15 protein-coding genes and 1 tRNA gene are annotated in these 15,542 nt (G+C 65.9%); 10 read left to right on the top strand and 6 right to left on the bottom strand.

What is annotated here, in order from left to right; translation table 11 throughout:
- Position 1 precedes the first annotated feature (1 nt).
- From H7F16_RS07585 to H7F16_RS07570, 4 genes are all read left to right on the top strand, one after another.
- Positions 2–1,012, top strand: coding sequence for a branched-chain amino acid ABC transporter permease (locus tag H7F16_RS07585; protein ID WP_185796973.1), 1,011 nt, complete (start codon positions 2–4; stop codon positions 1,010–1,012).
- On the top strand, positions 1,009–2,307 hold the full coding sequence (locus tag H7F16_RS07580; RefSeq protein ID WP_185796972.1) for a branched-chain amino acid ABC transporter permease: 1,299 nt from the start codon (positions 1,009–1,011) through the stop codon (positions 2,305–2,307). The genes H7F16_RS07585 and H7F16_RS07580 overlap by 4 nt, the downstream gene beginning before the upstream one ends.
- A 158-nt stretch (positions 2,308–2,465) precedes the next feature.
- Positions 2,466–4,892, top strand: a complete 2,427-nt coding sequence (locus H7F16_RS07575; protein WP_185796971.1) for a GcvT family protein — start codon at positions 2,466–2,468, stop codon at positions 4,890–4,892.
- Positions 4,893–4,981: 89 nt separating this feature from the next.
- A complete protein-coding gene (locus H7F16_RS07570; RefSeq protein WP_185796970.1) occupies positions 4,982–5,590 on the top strand; it encodes a nucleotidyltransferase family protein in 609 nt (202 codons plus the stop codon).
- Here the strand turns inward: H7F16_RS07570 and H7F16_RS07565 are convergent.
- The 3 genes from H7F16_RS07565 to ypfJ all read right to left on the bottom strand — a co-directional run bounded on the left by H7F16_RS07565 (position 5,567) and on the right by ypfJ (position 8,541).
- Positions 5,567–7,156 (bottom strand): ArnT family glycosyltransferase, encoded by a 1,590-nt coding sequence (locus H7F16_RS07565; RefSeq protein ID WP_185796969.1) that lies wholly within the window; start codon positions 7,154–7,156, stop codon positions 5,567–5,569. The two genes, H7F16_RS07570 and H7F16_RS07565, sit on opposite strands and share 24 nt — an antisense overlap.
- A gap of 360 nt (positions 7,157–7,516) precedes the next feature.
- Positions 7,517–7,600 (bottom strand) — tRNA-Leu (locus H7F16_RS07560).
- 89 nt (positions 7,601–7,689) lie between these two features.
- On the bottom strand, positions 7,690–8,541 hold the full coding sequence (gene ypfJ / locus H7F16_RS07555; protein ID WP_185796968.1) for a KPN_02809 family neutral zinc metallopeptidase: 852 nt from the start codon (positions 8,539–8,541) through the stop codon (positions 7,690–7,692).
- An 87-nt stretch (positions 8,542–8,628) separates the two neighbouring features.
- Here ypfJ and H7F16_RS07550 point away from each other — a divergent pair, with 87 nt between their 5' ends.
- A complete protein-coding gene (locus tag H7F16_RS07550) occupies positions 8,629–9,213 on the top strand; it encodes a YqaA family protein (protein ID WP_185796967.1) in 585 nt (194 codons plus the stop codon).
- A complete protein-coding gene (locus H7F16_RS07545) occupies positions 9,213–9,680 on the top strand; it encodes a disulfide bond formation protein B (protein WP_185796966.1) in 468 nt (155 codons plus the stop codon). The genes H7F16_RS07550 and H7F16_RS07545 overlap by 1 nt, the downstream gene beginning before the upstream one ends.
- A 197-nt stretch (positions 9,681–9,877) precedes the next feature.
- Here H7F16_RS07545 and H7F16_RS07540 read toward each other — a convergent pair whose 3' ends face one another.
- Positions 9,878–10,630 carry a DUF1684 domain-containing protein gene (locus H7F16_RS07540; RefSeq protein ID WP_185796965.1) on the bottom strand — a complete coding sequence of 251 codons (753 nt, stop codon included), beginning with the start codon at positions 10,628–10,630 and terminating at the stop codon, positions 9,878–9,880.
- Complete coding sequence (locus H7F16_RS07535) at positions 10,617–11,798, bottom strand: deoxyguanosinetriphosphate triphosphohydrolase (RefSeq protein WP_185797534.1); 1,182 nt, start codon at positions 11,796–11,798, stop codon at positions 10,617–10,619. The genes H7F16_RS07540 and H7F16_RS07535 overlap by 14 nt, the downstream gene beginning before the upstream one ends.
- Positions 11,799–11,874: 76 nt before the next feature.
- Here H7F16_RS07535 and erpA point away from each other — a divergent pair, with 76 nt between their 5' ends.
- From erpA to H7F16_RS07515, 4 genes are all read left to right on the top strand, one after another.
- Positions 11,875–12,207, top strand: coding sequence for an iron-sulfur cluster insertion protein ErpA (erpA, locus tag H7F16_RS07530; protein WP_185796964.1), 333 nt, complete (start codon positions 11,875–11,877; stop codon positions 12,205–12,207).
- A gap of 95 nt (positions 12,208–12,302) precedes the next feature.
- On the top strand, positions 12,303–13,019 hold the full coding sequence (locus H7F16_RS07525; RefSeq protein ID WP_185796963.1) for a hypothetical protein: 717 nt from the start codon (positions 12,303–12,305) through the stop codon (positions 13,017–13,019).
- A gap of 53 nt (positions 13,020–13,072) precedes the next feature.
- A complete protein-coding gene (xth, locus tag H7F16_RS07520) occupies positions 13,073–13,852 on the top strand; it encodes an exodeoxyribonuclease III (protein WP_185796962.1) in 780 nt (259 codons plus the stop codon).
- A gap of 175 nt (positions 13,853–14,027) precedes the next feature.
- Positions 14,028–14,312, top strand: a complete 285-nt coding sequence (locus H7F16_RS07515; protein WP_241741340.1) for a hypothetical protein — start codon at positions 14,028–14,030, stop codon at positions 14,310–14,312.
- A 3-nt stretch (positions 14,313–14,315) separates the two neighbouring features.
- Here H7F16_RS07515 and H7F16_RS07510 read toward each other — a convergent pair whose 3' ends face one another.
- On the bottom strand, positions 14,316–15,491 hold the full coding sequence (locus H7F16_RS07510; RefSeq protein WP_185796960.1) for an FAD-dependent monooxygenase: 1,176 nt from the start codon (positions 15,489–15,491) through the stop codon (positions 14,316–14,318).
- Between the last annotated feature and the right edge of the window lie 51 nt (positions 15,492–15,542).

Here is a 15,542-nt window from a genome sequence, read left to right as displayed (position 1 = left end):
GATGGATTTCCTGAACGCACTTGTCGTCTTTCTCAACTTCGTTTTCGTGCCGGGCCTTGCCTATGGCGCCCAGCTTGCGCTGGGGGCACTGGGGGTGACGCTGATCTATGGCATCCTTCGTTTCTCGAACTTTGCCCATGGCGACACGATGGCTTTCGGCACGATGGTGACGATCTATGCCACATGGGGTTTGCAGGCGGCGGGGATCACCTTCGGCATTCTGCCGACCGCCCTTCTGGGCCTGCCCGTGGGCATTGCCGTGACGGCGCTGCTGGTTTTGGCGACCGACTGGCTGGTCTACAAATTCTACCGCAAGAAAAAGGCCGTTCCGACGATCCTTGTGATGGTGTCGCTGGGCGTGATGTTCGTGATGAACGGCATCGTGCGCCTGTTCATCGGGGTCGAGGAACAGAACTTCGCCGATGGCGAGCGGTTCTTCATCTCGGCCGGTGACTTCAAGGCCATGACCGGCCTGACCGAGGGGCTGGCGATCAAGACGACCCAAGGGGTGACCGTGGTCACGGCGCTGATCGTGGTGGCCTGGCTGTTCTGGTTCCTGCAAAAGACGCGCACCGGCAAATCGATGCGGGCCTTTTCCGACAACGAGGATCTGGCCCTGCTGTCGGGCATCAACCCCGACCGCGTGGTGCAGGTGACTTGGATCATCGCAGCCGCCCTCGCCACCATTGCGGGCGTGCTTTACGGGCTGGACAAGTCCTTCAAGCCCTTCACCTATTTCCAGCTTCTGCTGCCGATCTTTGCCGCCGCCATCGTGGGCGGTCTGGGCAACCCGATCGGGGCGATTGCCGGGGGCTTCGTGATCGCCTTTTCGGAAGTCACGGTCACCTATGCGTGGAAGAAGGTGCTGACCTATGTGCTGCCGGAAAGCATCATGCCTGACAGTCTCGTGCAGCTGATGACCACCGACTACAAATTCGCGGTGAGCTTCTCGATCCTGATCCTTGTGCTGCTGTTCATGCCCACGGGTCTTTTCAAGGGGAAATCGGTATGAGCCGGAACCTTCTGCTTTTCGCGGGCGTCGGCCTGCTATTCGTGCTCACCGGCGTGTTCCAAAGCTGGAATTTGGCGCTGTCGATCCTGCTGATGGGGCTTTTGTCGTCGATCATGGCGCTGGGGGTCAACATCCAGTGGGGTTATGCGGGGCTGTTCAACACCGGCATCATGGGCTTTACCGCGCTCGGCGGTCTGGCCGTGGTGCTGGTCTCGGCGCGGCCCGTGCCCGAAGGCTGGGCGGCGGGCGGCAGCGGCATCGTGGCGGGGCTGGTCATCGGCGCGGTCTCGATCGCGGTGGCGGTGCAGGTCTGGAAGCGCATGCCCAAGGGCATGGGGCGCAACCTGCTGGTGCCGGCCATCCTGATCGCGGGCTTCATGGTCTATCGCTGGGTCTTCGATCCGGCGGTCACCGCCGTCGAGGCGAACAATCCCGCCAGCGCGGGCAATATCGGCGGGCTGGGACTGCCCTCGCTTCTGGCCTGGCCCGTGGGCGGCCTGCTGGCCGCCGCTGCGGCATGGGCCATCGGCAAGACCGCGCTTGGCCTGCGGTCGGATTACCTTGCCATCGCCACGCTGGGCGTGGCCGAGATCATCGTGGCGGTCCTGAAGAACGAGGACTGGCTGGCGCGCGGCGTGAAGAACATCATCGAACTGCCGCGCCCCTGGCCCGTCCCCTACGAGACCGACCTGCAGAAATCGGCCGAATTCATCGATTGGGCGACGCGCTGGGGCTTCGATCCGCAAGGGGCCTCGATGATCGTGGTCAAGCTGCTTTACGTCCTGCTGTTCGGTCTGGTCCTGCTGGCGGTGATCTGGTTCTCGGAACGCGCGCTGCACAGCCCCTGGGGCCGGATGATGCGGGCCATCCGCGACAACGAGGTTGCGGCCAGCGCGATGGGCAAAAACGTCACCAAGCGGCATCTGCAGATCTTCATCATCGGGTCGGCCGTGGTGGGCATCGCGGGCGCGATGATGACCAGCATGGAGGGCCAGCTTGTTCCCGGCACCTACAACCCCTTGCGCTTCACCTTCCTGATCTGGGTGATGGTGATCGTGGGCGGGTCGGGCAACAACTGGGGGTCGGTACTGGGCGGGCTGCTGATCGGCTGGCTGTGGCTGATCGTCGAGAGCCTCGGGCCTGCGCTGATGGGGCAGCTTACCTCGATGATGGCGGAAGGCACGCTGAAGGCGCATCTGATCGACGCAGCCCCGCATATGCGGCTTTTGACGCTGGGGGTGATCCTGCTTGTCGTGCTGCGCTTCAGCCCGCGCGGGCTGATGCCCGAAAAGTAGACCGGCACCTGTCGCCGGAAACGGGGCGGGCCGCAGGGCCCGCCCTTTTGCTTTGGCGAAAGCGGCGGAAGGCTTGCGACATTTTTTGTCGCGGATCGGCATGATGCCTTGCGGGGCTGCGGCCAATGTGGCGGCAACATATTTGCGAGGGATCCCCCATGAAAACCCATACCCGTGTGCTTGTCATCGGCGGCGGCGTCGTCGGCTGTTCGGTGCTTTACCACCTGACCAAGCTCGGCTGGTCGGACGTGATGCTGGTCGAGCGGTCGGAGCTGACCTCGGGCAGCACATGGCACGCGGCGGGGGGCTTTCACACGCTGAACGGCGACACCAACATGGCTGCGCTGCAAGGCTATACGATCCGCCTTTACAAAGAGCTTGAAGCGATCACCGGCATGTCCTGCGGGCTGCACCATGTGGGCGGCATCACGCTGGCCGACAACGCCGCGCGCTTCGAGCAGTTGAAGGCCGAACGCGCCAAGCACCGCTACATGGGACTGGACACCGAAATCCTTGGCCCTGACGAGATCAACAAGCTGACCGACGGGATGGTCAACCTCGAAGGGATCATCGGGGCGCTTTACGACCCGCTTGACGGGCACCTCGACCCGTCGGGCACGACCCATGCCTATGCCAAGGCCGCGCGCATGGGCGGGGCCGAGATCGTGCTGCACAACCGCGTGCTGGAAACCAACCCGCGCCCCGACGGGTCGTGGGAGGTGGTGACGGAAAAGGGCACGATCATCGCCGAACATCTGGTCAACGCAGGCGGGCTTTGGGCGCGCGAGATCGGCGCGATGGCGGGGGTCTACCTGCCGCTTCTGCCGATGGCCCACCAGTATCTGGTGACCGACGACATCCCCGAGATCATGGATATCCTGAAATCGGGCCGCGAATTCCCGCATGTGATGGACCCGGGCGGCGAAAGCTACCTGCGGCAGGAAGGGCGCGGGCTGTGCATCGGCTTTTACGAAAAGCCCTGCGAGCCGTGGTCGGTCGACGGCACGCCGTGGACCTTTGGCCACGAGCTGCTGAACGAGCAATTCGACAAGATCGAGGATTCGGTCAACTTCGCCTATCGCCGCTTCCCGGTTCTGGAGCGCACCGGCGTCAAGCGCGTGATCCACGGCCCCTTTACCTTTGCCCCCGATGGCAACCCGCTGATCGGCCCCGTGCCGGGGCTGCGCAACTACTGGTCGGCCTGCGCCGTGATGGCGGGCTTCAGCCAGGGCGGCGGCATGGGCCTTGCGCTGGCGCAATGGATGATCGAGGGCGAGGTGGAACGCGACCCGCGCGGCTTCGACGTGGCGCGCTTCGGCAACTGGACCACGCCGGGCTATACGGTGCCCAAGGTGATCGAGAATTACCAGATGCGCTTCTCGGTCGGCTATCCGAACGAGGAACGCCCCGCCGCCCGTCCCTTCCGCACCACGCCGATGTATGACACCAACACCGCGCTGAATGCGGTCTGGGGCCAGCAATACGGGCTGGAAGTGGTGAACTACTACGCCCTGCCGGGCGAGCCGACCTACGAGACGCCGACCTTCAAGCGCTCGAACGCCTGGGAGGCGACGCGCCAGGAGGTGCTGGCCGTGCGCGAGGGCGTGGGCATCAACGAGTTGCAGAACTTTGGCAAGTATACGGTCAAGGGGCCGAATGCGCGCGCATGGCTTGACCGGATCATGGCGGGGGCGATCCCGAAGCCGGGGCGGCTGTCGCTGACGCCGATGCTGGCGCATTCGGGCAAGATCATCGGCGATTTCACGGTGTCCTGCCTGTCGGAGACCGAATTCCAGCTGACCGCCAGCTATGGCGCGCAGGGCTGGCACCACCGCTGGTTCGAGCAGAACATGTCTGACGGGGTGACGGTCGAGAACGTGTCGGACAGCCGCTCGGGCTTCCAGATCGCCGGACCGAACGCGCGGGCGCTTCTGGCCCGCGTGACGCGCAGCGATGTGTCGGCGGATGCGTTCAAGTTCATGGATGTGAAGCGCATGACCGTGGGCATGGCCAATTGCATCGTCCAGCGCGTCAGCTACACCGCCGATCTGGGCTACGAGATCTTCTGCGACCACATGTCGGTGCGCCATCTGTGGGACATCCTGACCGCGCATGGCGCCGATCTTGGCATCCGCCCCTTTGGCATGCGGGCGATGATGAGCTTGCGTCTGGACAAGTGGTTCGGGTCCTGGGGGCGCGAGTTCAGCCCCGACTACACGCCCTGCGAAACGGGGCTGGACCGGTTCATCCGCTGGAACAAAGAGGCCGACTGGATCGGCAAGGCCGCGGCCACGGCCGAAAAGGCGGCGGGGGCCAAGCGCAAGCTCGTGTCCTTTGTCGTCGATGCCAAGGATGCCGATGTGGTGGCATGGGAGCCGATCTGGCTGGACGGTGCGGTCGTTGGCTTCTGCACCAGCGGCGGGTTCAGCCATTGGACGGGCAAGTCGGTCGCGATGGGCTTCCTGCCCGCCGACAAGGTGAAGGACGGTCTTGACTGCGAGATCGAAATCCTTGGCGAGCGCCGCCGCGCGACGGTCCACCTTGCCCCGCTTTGGGATGGTGACGGGGCGCGGATGCGCGGGTAAGACCGCCCTTCCCTTTCGCGTCCTTTGTCAAATATCCTTGAAAGGTCCGGGCGGCGGCAGGCCACCCGGGCCTTTTTCACGGGGCGCGCATGCAAACCCACATCCTGATCCTTGCCGCCGGCGCGTCGTCGCGCATGCGGGGGGGCGACAAATGCCTTGAACCGGTCGCGGGCGAGGCTTTGCTGCGCCGTCTGGCGCGGCTCGGGCTGGGGGCGGGCTGCGCGGTGACTGTGGCCCTGCCCCCCGACAGGCCCGCGCGGGATGCGGCGCTGGATGGCCTTGCCGTCACGCGGGTCACTGTGGCCGATGCGGCCAAGGGCATGGCGGCCAGTCTGGTGGCAGGCGTCTCGGCCCTGCCGCCCGATGCTGCCGTGCTGCTGGTCTTGGCCGATCTGCCGATGCTTGATGCGGCCGATCTTGCCACCCTGCTGGCGGAAGCTGCGGCCCATCCCGATGCCATCCTGCGCGGCGCCGATGCGGGGGGGGCGGCGGGGCATCCGGTGCTGTTTCCCGCCGATCTGCGCGGCGAGTTGCTGGCCCTGACAGGGGACGAGGGCGCGCGTTCGGTGCTGCGCCGCCATGCGGGGCGGGTGCGGCTGGTCCCCCTGCCCGCGGGCCATGCCACGACCGACCTCGACACGCCCGAGGATTGGGCGGCGTGGCGCAAGGCAGGCTCAGGGGCGGGAAAAGACCGATAGCTCCAGCTTGCGCCCGTTGCCAAGGGCGATGCCCCGCAGGGTGGATCGGGGTGCTGCGTCGGGGGTGTAATCCTTTGCCACGCGCGATTCGATCACGGCGGTGATGCAGCCCGGTTTGGCCCATTCGGCCCGTGCCTCGTCTGCCGTGGCCCGGATCGCGCGGTTCTGCGTCAGGAACACGAGCGAGGGTTCGTTGAACCCCGCGACGACAAGGCGGCAGTCGGGACGCGCAAGCGCCGCGATGGCAGGGGCGGGCCAAAGCACGGGCATGCGGGCAAGCGTGGGGTAGAAGGCAAAGGACAGGGCAAAGCCGCAGCAGGCAAGCGCAAGCGTCGCGGCACCGATCCGTGCCCGTGCGACGCTGCCGAGCAGAAAGACCACGGCGGCGACCAGCCCGAGGCCGCCTGCGACATAGGTCCATGCCAATCTGCCGCCGACTTCTCGCGCGCCATAGGCCAAGGCTCCGAGCAGAAGGAAGGGGACCAGCGCAAGGCCGCGCGCAACCCAGCGGTTGCCCGCGCCCCGGGTGGTGAAGGCCCATGCGGCAAGGATGGCCAGCATCGGATAGGCGGGCATGGTGTAATGGATCAGCTTGGTCGGCGTCGCCTCGAACACCGCCCAGAAGGGCAGCGCCCAAAGTGCTGCAAAGACCACCAGCGGATCGCGCCGCGCCCGCCAAAGCGCAGGCAGCACCGTTCCGAACAGGATGGCGGCGGGCCAGAAGGTCAGCCAGAGCGCCAGCAGATAGCTGCCGGGCGGTGCGCCGTGGCTTTCCTTGGCGCTGCCGACCTTGGCCAGCATGTCCTCGCCCACCGAGGCCGTCCAGAAGGCCCCGTCCGAGCGGATGGTGATGGCGATGACCCAAGGCAGCACAAGCGCCGCAAACAGCGCCAGCCCGCGCAGCGGACGCAAGGCGCGCAGGATCGCAAGGTCGCGGCGCAAAAGGCACAGGCCCGCCAGCAGCGGCAGGGTCACAAGCGGGCCGATCGGCCCCTTGACCAGCACCTGCACCGCCAAGGCGACCCAGAACAGCACCGCATAGGGCCAAGCCAGCGCCACCGGTTGCCCCCGCCCCGCCGGAAGCCAGAGCCGCGCCAGCACGAAGCCCGCAGCCGCGATGCTGCCCAGAAGGAAGGCGTCGGTCTTGGCCAGCCGCATCTCGGCCCCGAGGATGAAGCACGACCCCAGCATGACGGCGGCCAGACAGGCCCCTGCGGGTGCCATCACCCTGCGGGCCATGCCATAGGTAAAGCCCACCGCGATCAGCCCGCCCAGAACCGAGGCGAGCCGATAGCTCTGGATCGCCTGCGGTTGCCCCGTCAGGAAGGCCAGCACCGATTGCACCCAATAGATGCCCACGGGCTTTTTGTAGCGCACCTGATCGGCAAAGCGGATATCGACCGGATCACCCGAGGCGAGCATCTGCGCCGAGGATTGCGCAAAAAGCACCTCGTCGCGGTCCACGGGCGGAAGCGAGAAGAACCCCGGAAGCGCAAGCAGCAGCGTCAGCGCAAGCGCGAGCCAAAGCCCCGCCCCCTGCCGCATCATGGCCTCGATCCGCTCCATCCGCCGCCCCGCTTGCCACCGCCTTGCGCAGGCTATAGCGCCAAGGGGCACGGTTGGAAACCGCCAGCGGCGCGCGGGGCAAGGTGAAAGCCGGTCTCCGGCTTGGCAGAGGCGGGCTTGGCAGTAACGGGCGGCGTTTCGTCGGGCCAAGGCAGGCGCAACGCATAGCGGTTGCGGACGGACCCTGCATCGAGGCTTGTCTTGCCGCTTCGATCGCTGTCGCAACCGGACCGCTGCCGCAGGGCGCCGCGCCCCTGCCACTCGTCGTAAGACGCAAAGCGAAAGGCGATGCGCGGTTGTCTCTTCAGCTTGTCGATGTGGCGGGGGACGCTGGCAGTTCGCCTTGCGGCAAGGGGCCTTTGGTGCGGGTGGTCGGACTCGAACCGACACTCCTTTCGGAAACAGAGTTTGAGTCTGTCGCGTCTACCATTCCACCACACCCGCACTGCGGCACGACATAGGAGAGGCGGGGGGGCAGTGTCAAGCGGGGGCAGAAGGCCTTTGCCCGCCACCCCGCGCTTTGGCAACACACCTCAGGGCGTGTCGCTGCCAAAGGTATCGCAGCTTTCGATCAGGCCCGATTTCTGCCCTGTCCGAAACCATGCGACCCTTTGGGCGGAACTGCCGTGGGTAAAGCTGTCGGGCACGGGGCGGCGGCCTGCGGCGCGTTGCAGCGTATCGTCGCCGATGCGCGAGGCGGCGTTCATCGCCTCTTGCACATCTCCCGCCTCGACCGAGCCGAATTGCGCCTGCGCCGCATTGGCCCAGACACCGGCAAGACAATCGGCCATAAGCTCGACCCGCACCGAAACCGCGTTGCTGTCGGCCTCGGACATCGACTGGCGCAGGCGGGTGGTCTGCTCGAGGATGCCAAGCTCGTCCTGAACATGGTGGCCGATTTCATGGGCGACCACATAGGCGGCGGCAAAATCGCCCCCCGCGCCAAGCTGGTCCTGCATCACGCCGAAAAAATCGGTGTCGAGGTATACTTTCTTGTCGACGGGGCAGTAGAACGGACCGGACGCCTCGCTCGCCGTGCCGCAGCCCGATCCGGTCGAGCCCGAGAACAGCACGAGGGTGACAGGCCGATAGTCTTGCCCGACCTGTTCGCGGAACAGGCGCTGCCAGACCTCTTCGGTATCGGCCAGCGTGACCGAGACGAAATCGCCGATCTCGCGGTCGGCGGCGGTCAAGCTGCGCGGGGGCTGGCCTTGCGTCGACACAGGGCCGCCCTCTTGCAGAAGCGGTGTCAGATCGACGCCGAAGAACCAGCCGATCAGCACCACGGCGATCACGCCTATGCCCCCGACCCCGGCCCTGCCGCCGCCGCCCATGCGCCTGCGGTCCTCGATATTGCCGCTGCCGCGACGCCCGCGCCATTCCATGCCTGACCCTCCGCTCGCCACCCTGTCACTTGACCTCTGCATGGTGGCGTGATGCAAGACCCTTGTGCAACGCCGGAAAGGGCAAAGATGATCCGTGCGCTTTATGACTGGACGTTGCGCTGGGCGGCCTCGCCGCGTGCGCCTGTGGCGCTGGGGGCGGTGTCCTTTGTGGAAAGCTCGGTCTTTCCGGTGCCTGCGGACGTGCTTTTCCTGCCGATGTGTCTGGCGCGGCCCGACCGCGCGATGCGCTATGCGCTGATCGCCACCGTCACAAGCGTGCTGGGCGGGGTTTTCGGCTGGGCCATCGGGCATTGGGCCTTTCACGCGCTCGCCCTGCCCCTGCTGGATTTCTACGGCAAGACCGCCGCCTTCGAGGCGCTCAAGGCGCGCACGGGGACATGGGCGATCCTGACGATGCTTGTCACCTCGGGGCTGTCACATATTCCACCGATGAAGGTGGTCACGATCCTGTCAGGGGTGGTTGCCTTTGACCTCAAGCTGTTCATCCTGTCGGCCATCGTGGCGCGGGGCGGGCGGTTCTATCTTCTGGCCTTCCTGCTGCAACGCTACGGGGTAAAGATCGCCGCCTTCATCGAGACGCGCCTGCACTGGATCGCGCTGGGTGTGCTGGCGGTGCTGGGGCTGCTGTTCGTCCTGATCGAGGTGCTGTGATGCTGAATTCCGCGCGGAACAAACTGGTGGCGCTTGCGGCGGGCGGCTCGGCGCTGCTGCTTGGCGGAGCCTTCGCCTTCCAGTACATCGGCGGGCTGGCCCCGTGCCAGCTTTGCCTTTACCAGCGCTGGCCCCATGCGGCGGCGGTGCTGATCGGGCTGGTGGCACTTCTGGTTCCGGGGGCGGCGCTGCCGCTTCTGGGCGCGCTGGCGGCGCTGGCCACGGCGGGCATCGGCGCCTTTCACGTAGGGGTCGAGCAGAAGTGGTGGGAGGGGCTCGCCTCATGCACCAACAGCTCGATCGAGGGCATCTCGACGGCCGATCTTTTGAACCCCGATGTGACTGTGGGCGCGGTGATCCATTGCGACCAGATCGCATGGCAGATGCTGGGAATTTCGATGGCGGGCTGGAACGTCATCCTCTCGCTCGGGCTGATGCTGCTCTGGCTGCGCGCGGCGCGGCGCTAGGCAACCGCGATTTTCCTGCGAAAGATCCGGCGCGACGGCTGGCGAAGGAGGCGCATTCTTGCGCTTCATCCTTGCCCAAATACTCATTCCGCCCTGTCACCCTGCCCTGCCCCTCCAGAACGGGCGCCAGAAAGGTTGCCAGAACGGGCGCCAGAACGGGCGCCAGAACGGTTGCCGGAATTTTCGCAGAAAATTCGTCAGCCCCGCGGAAGCTTCTCGCCCGCCTCGATGCGGAAGGGCAGGATGTTCTCGCGCGGGGGCAGCGGGCAGATGGCGTGTTCGGAAAAGGCGCAAGGCGGGTTGAACGCCATGTTGAAATCAAGCGTGATCGTCCCCTCGCCCGTTTCGTGACCGTAAAGAAAGCGCCCCGCGCCATAGGTCTCGCCCGCCGTCCGGTCGCGGAAGACGAACATCGGCCCCTCGGCCTTGCGATGCGCCACGGTCAGGGCGATGGCGTGGCCGTCATGGGTGAATTCGGCGCGGTGGGTCTGGTGCAAGGTCACCGTGGCACCGTTGACCATGTCGATCCGCACCGCCTGCGGCGTGGCCAGCGGCACCCATCGGGCAGTGATGCGCCATGCGGGGTCGACCGGAAAGCGCGGGATTTCGGGCGGGGTGACGGCCTTGCCAAGGTCGCGCACCCGCAGCGATTTCTGCCCGTCGACCGTCATCACCTCCAACAGCAGGCCCGCGATCCGCAGCACCGGATTGCCGCCGCCACCGGCCTCGAAGACGACCGTGTCGTCCCCCTGCGTCAAGGTGATGCTTTCCCCGACCTCGAGCACGCCAAGCCGCGCCGGACCCACCGACAGCACAAGATCGCAGGCCGGATCGCTTCCCACGCTTTGCGGTCCCTGCCCCAGCTCGACCCTGTCGGTCAGGTTCAGCCAGCCATCGGGGGCTGCCAATTCGGCCAGCCTTGCGCGGGCCCAGGCGTCATAATCCGGCATCGGTGCCTCCGAACAGGCGGGCATGTTCCTGAATGGCGAAGCGGTCGGTCATGCCAGCCACATAATCGGCCACGATGCGCGCCAGCGTCACCTCGTCGGTCGCGGCCTGCACATCGGCGCGCCATTCGTCGGGCAACAGTTCTGGCCGGGCGATGAACAGCGGGAAAAGGTCATTGACCACCCGCGTCACCTTGGCGCGTTCGGCCATCACGCTGGGCGCCCGATACATGCGGTGAAACAGGAAAGAGCGGATCGCCTTGAGTTCCTGATAGAGCGGTTTGGAAAAGCGGATGACCGTGGTGCCCATGTGGCGGATCTCGTCCACCGATTTCGGCTGCGCGGCGGTCAGGCGGTTCTGGGCCACGGCGATCACATCCTCGACCATGCGGCCAAAGACGCGGCGCAACGCCTCGTGCCGGCGGCGCATGCGGTCGAGACCGGGGTAAAGGCGGTCCACCTCGTCAAAGGCGGGGCCGGTGACGGGCAGTTCCATCAGGTCGTCTTCGCTGAACAGGCCCGAGCGCAGGCCGTCATGCAGGTCATGGTGCGAATAGGCGACATCGTCGGCAATGGCTGCGACCTGCGCTTCGGCGCTGGCATGGGTGGAAAGTTCGAGGTCCCACATGGCGTTGACCTCGGCAAGCGCATAGGGAAGCGGGCCTGCGTGTTTGGCATCGGCATTGGGGCCGATGACCGGGCCATTGTGCTTGGCGATGCCTTCAAGGCTTTCCCATGTCAGGTTCAGCCCGTCGAAATCGGCGTAATGCCGTTCGAGCCGCGTCACGATGCGCAGGGCCTGCGCGTTGTGGTCGAACCCGCCATAGGGTTCCATGAGCAGGCCGAGCGCATCCTCGCCCGTATGGCCAAAGGGCGTGTGGCCAAGGTCATGGGCCAGCGCGATCGCCTCGGCAAGATCGGTGTTCAGTCCCAGAACGCCCGAGATGGTGCGGGCGACCTGCGCCACCTCGATCGAATGGGTCAGGCGGGTGCGGTAGTAATCGCCCTCGTGCTCGACAAAGACCTGCGTCTTGTGCTTGAGACGGCGGAAGGCGCTGGAATGGATGATCCGGTCGCGGTCGCGCTGGAAGGGTGAACGGAAGGAGGACATCCGTTCCTGAAAGAGCCGCCCGCGCGATTGGTCCGGCTGGCAGGCATAGGGCGCAAGCATCGGGTAAGCCTGTTCTTGTTGATGCGTCATCGCTCACCTATATTGACTATACCCTGACAGGACCACGGATTTCAGCATGGACCTTACGCTTCCCCCCCGCGTCACCGACCGCGCCTTCGCACGGCTTGCCGAGATCTGCGAGGCGACGGGCGAGGACAAGGCCCTGCGCGTCGCGGTCGAAGGCGGCGGCTGTTCCGGTTTCCAGTATGACATCAGGCTCGACGACCCTGCGGCCGACGATCTGGTTCTGGAAAAGGACGGGAAAAAGGTGCTGGTCGATGCGGTCTCGCTGCCCTTTCTGGCCAATGCCGTGATCGATTACAGCGAAGAGCTGATCGGCGCGCGCTTTGTCATCCAGAACCCCAACGCCACCGCATCCTGCGGATGTGGAACGTCTTTTTCCGTCTGATCCGACCTGACGCCGCGGAAAAATCGGCAAGGCAGACTCGCCTTTCCGGCCCGTCGCGCTAACCTTTAACTTGGGTAAAGCGAAGGGTGTGAAGGATGACGGTTGTGCTGATGCTCGGCTCGGCGCCGATGGCGTTGCAGGCGGCGGCGTGGAAGCGCGCGGCCTTTGACAGCCTGCTTGCGATCAACAATGCCCATGCGGTGCGGCCCGACTGGGATTACCACATCTACCCGTGGGACTACCCCGAAGAGCGCCGCCCCGTCGCGCAGGCGGGGCAAAGGACGATCCTTCAGGAAGATTTCGTCCCCGCGCAGAATGCCTATGGCGGCTTTGTCTATGCGGGCGGAACGATGGCCTTTACCGCCGCCTATTGGGCGCTGCACGCATTGCGGCCGCAGGTGATCGCGGCCTTTGGCTGCGACATGCATTACGGCAGCGGCCAGACGCATTTCTATGGCAAAGGGTCGGCCGACCCGCTGCGCGACGACATCACGCTGCAATCGCTCGAAGCGAAATCGGCGCGGCTGATGGTGCTGGCAGCCATGCAGGGCTGCGCGATGGTGAACCTGTCGGCGGGACCGTCGCGGCAGGTGTTTCCGCGCGTGACGCTGGCCCATCTGCGCGCGGCGCGGCCCCCGGCCTATGACGCCGAAATCGCCGGACGGGCGCTGCGCCGCGAGGCAGAGCTTGGCTATTTCGTCGCCTCGGGCCGCTATTGGGAAGAGGCCGCGCGCTTCGACCCCGCGGCCTTGCGCGAGCTGGACGCGCTGTGGCTGGCCGCGGCACAGGAACCGCTTGCCGCCATCGCCTGACTTGCCCGCCCCCGTGGCGCGGCCTATGACGGGGGGCAAAGGGAGTGCCTGCCATGAAACTCGCCACGTTCAACATCAACGGGATCAAGGCGCGGATCGAGGCCCTGCCCGCATGGCTGTCCGAGGCGAAGCCCGATGTCGTCTGCCTGCAAGAGATCAAATCCGTGGACGAGGCCTTTCCGCGCGAGGTCTTCGAGGACATGGGCTACCGCGTCGAAACCCACGGGATGAAAAGCTTCAACGGGGTGGCGATCCTGTCGAAGCTGCCGCTCGAGGATGTGGCGCGCGGCCTGCCGGGGGATGACAGCGACGAACAGGCGCGCTGGATCGAGGCCACGGTGATCGGCACCCGCGCGGTGCGGGTCTGCGGGCTGTACCTGCCCAACGGCAACCCCGCGCCGGGGCCGAAGTATGATTACAAGCTTGCATGGATGGCGCGGATGGAGGCGCGGGTGCGCGCACTTCTGGCGACCGAGGAGCCGGTGGTCTTTTGCGGCGATTACAACGTGATCCCGCAGGCCGAGGATGCGGCCAAGCCTGCCGCATGGGCCGAGGACGCGCTGTTCCTGCCCGAAACGCGGGCGGCATTCCGGCGGATCGTCAACCTCGGGCTGACCGATGCGTTCCGCGCGGTGAACCAGAACGCCGGTCACTACAGTTTCTGGGATTATCAGGCCGGCGCATGGGAGCGGAACAACGGTATCCGCATCGACCACTTGCTCTTGTCGCCGCAATGCGCCGATCTTCTGTCGGATTGCCGCATCGACAAGGCCGTGCGGGGGCTCGAGAAACCTTCGGACCACGTTCCGGTCTGGATCGAACTGGATGCGTGACAAGATCACGGGGCCGTGATGCAAGCAGGGCACAGGGTCTTGGTGATTGTGAAATAAAGATTAAATTTCATTGTCGAAGCGGGGCAAAAACGACTCAGATCGGAACAGGACATTCCATCTCGGGGAGTTTTTATTCATGTCGCGCCTTGCCGCAGCCCTGTTTGCAACCGCCCTCATGACCGCAGCGCTTCCGGCCCGGGCCGAGGACCGCCGCGTGACGATCGTGAACAACACTGGCTACACGATCACCAATTTCTACGGCTCGAACACGGGCGCGGACAGCTGGCAGGAAGATATCCTCGGCAAGGACCTGCTGCCCCCCGGCGGGTCTGTGGTGATCAACTTCGACGACTCGTCGGGCTATTGCATGTTCGACTTCCGCGCCGTGTTCGAGGATGGCGACGAGATCATCGACCAGAAGATCGACGTCTGCACCATCGGCACATTCACCTACAACTGACGGTCACGCCGTCACGTCGTGGCGGTAGATCCAGTCGTAGCGTTTCAGCGCCATGCCCGGGGCGACCATGCCGCCGAGCCTTAGCCCCAGATGCGCAAGGCTGCGCGCGCCCCCCGACAGGTGGTAGGCGCGGGCCGAGGCATTGGCGGCCTCGACGATGCGCGCCGTGCGCGGGGCGCGAAGGGCCTGATAGGCCACAAGCCCCGCTGCGGGCGTTTCCGAACTGGCAAGGCAGTCGGCCAGAACCCATGCATCCTCGAGCGCCATGTTCGCCCCCTGCGCCAGAAACGGCAGGGTCGGATGCGCGGCATCGCCAAGGATGGCGGCGGCCCCCTGCGGCAGGATCGCATGCCAGCGCCGCGCCACCGGATGCCGGAACAACCCCCAAAGCCAGACATCGGTGACCTGATCGAGCCAGCCGCGCACGCGGGGGGAAAACGACTCGAAGGCGAGGCGGAGTTCCATCGGGTCGTCACGCAGCGACCAGCCCTCTTCGACCCAGCGGCGGCGCTCCTCGACCGCGACGATGTTGCGCAGGCTGCCGCCGCGCAGCGGGTAGCTGACAAGATGGCGACCGGGGCCCATATGCACCTCGGCCACGTTCGGTTCGTCGGCGGAGGCGGGCAGCAGGGCGCGCCATGCGACCTGATGGGTGAAGAACGGCGCGACGATGCCCGTCAGCGCGGCGCGGGCGGGGGAATGCAGCCCGTCGGCCCCGATCAGAAGATGCGCCTCGATCCCGAGCCCCTGCGCGGTGATCGCCTTGGGCCGGTCGCCCGACAGATCGACACGGTCGATCCGTGTCAGCAGGCGGATATCGACCCCGGCTTCGCGCGCGCCCTGTGCCAAAAGGTCGATCAGATCGGCGCGGTGCAGGAAATGCCAGCCCATGTCGGGCCGCAGACGCGCCAGATCAAGCCGCAGCACGCGGGAATTGTCGAAACCGTCGCGCAGTTCGACCGCCTCGGCGCGGGTCGAGATGCGGTCGAGGTCAAGCCCCAGCGCCCGCAGCACCACGGCACCGTTGGGGCTGATCTGCAAGCCCGCCCCAACCTCGCGGATGGCATCGGCCTGTTCCAGAACCGTGACCGAAGCCCCCCGCAAGGCCAGGGCGCGGGCCAGTGCCAGACCCGCCACCCCTGCCCCGAGGATGGTCACCGGCAGACCGATCAGACTCATGGCTTACCCCTGCAAAGCGAAACGCCGGACCTTGCGATCCGGCGTCAGTCT

Origin of the sequence: Paragemmobacter straminiformis (assembly GCF_014243445.1) — a bacterium.
Lineage (GTDB): Bacteria > Pseudomonadota > Alphaproteobacteria > Rhodobacterales > Rhodobacteraceae > Paragemmobacter > Paragemmobacter straminiformis.
Note: the sequence above shows the minus strand (reverse complement) of the source record. Positions and strands in the feature narration are given on the sequence as shown.

Excerpts from the sequence above, each read along its gene's own strand:
- H7F16_RS07585 (WP_185796973.1), top strand. The coding sequence starts at position 2 with ATGGATTTCCTGAACGCACTTGTCGTCTTTCTCAACTTCGTTTTCGTG.
- H7F16_RS07580 (WP_185796972.1), top strand. The coding sequence starts at position 1,009 with ATGAGCCGGAACCTTCTGCTTTTCGCGGGCGTCGGCCTGCTATTCGTG.
- H7F16_RS07575 (WP_185796971.1), top strand. The coding sequence starts at position 2,466 with ATGAAAACCCATACCCGTGTGCTTGTCATCGGCGGCGGCGTCGTCGGC.
- H7F16_RS07570 (WP_185796970.1), top strand. The coding sequence starts at position 4,982 with ATGCAAACCCACATCCTGATCCTTGCCGCCGGCGCGTCGTCGCGCATG.
- H7F16_RS07565 (WP_185796969.1), bottom strand. The coding sequence starts at position 7,156 with ATGGAGCGGATCGAGGCCATGATGCGGCAGGGGGCGGGGCTTTGGCTC.
- ypfJ (WP_185796968.1), bottom strand. The coding sequence starts at position 8,541 with ATGGAATGGCGCGGGCGTCGCGGCAGCGGCAATATCGAGGACCGCAGG.
- H7F16_RS07550 (WP_185796967.1), top strand. The coding sequence starts at position 8,629 with ATGATCCGTGCGCTTTATGACTGGACGTTGCGCTGGGCGGCCTCGCCG.
- H7F16_RS07545 (WP_185796966.1), top strand. The coding sequence starts at position 9,213 with ATGCTGAATTCCGCGCGGAACAAACTGGTGGCGCTTGCGGCGGGCGGC.
- H7F16_RS07540 (WP_185796965.1), bottom strand. The coding sequence starts at position 10,630 with ATGCCGGATTATGACGCCTGGGCCCGCGCAAGGCTGGCCGAATTGGCA.
- H7F16_RS07535 (WP_185797534.1), bottom strand. The coding sequence starts at position 11,798 with ATGCTTGCGCCCTATGCCTGCCAGCCGGACCAATCGCGCGGGCGGCTC.
- erpA (WP_185796964.1), top strand. The coding sequence starts at position 11,875 with ATGGACCTTACGCTTCCCCCCCGCGTCACCGACCGCGCCTTCGCACGG.
- H7F16_RS07525 (WP_185796963.1), top strand. The coding sequence starts at position 12,303 with ATGACGGTTGTGCTGATGCTCGGCTCGGCGCCGATGGCGTTGCAGGCG.
- xth (WP_185796962.1), top strand. The coding sequence starts at position 13,073 with ATGAAACTCGCCACGTTCAACATCAACGGGATCAAGGCGCGGATCGAG.
- H7F16_RS07515 (WP_241741340.1), top strand. The coding sequence starts at position 14,028 with ATGACCGCAGCGCTTCCGGCCCGGGCCGAGGACCGCCGCGTGACGATC.
- H7F16_RS07510 (WP_185796960.1), bottom strand. The coding sequence starts at position 15,491 with ATGAGTCTGATCGGTCTGCCGGTGACCATCCTCGGGGCAGGGGTGGCG.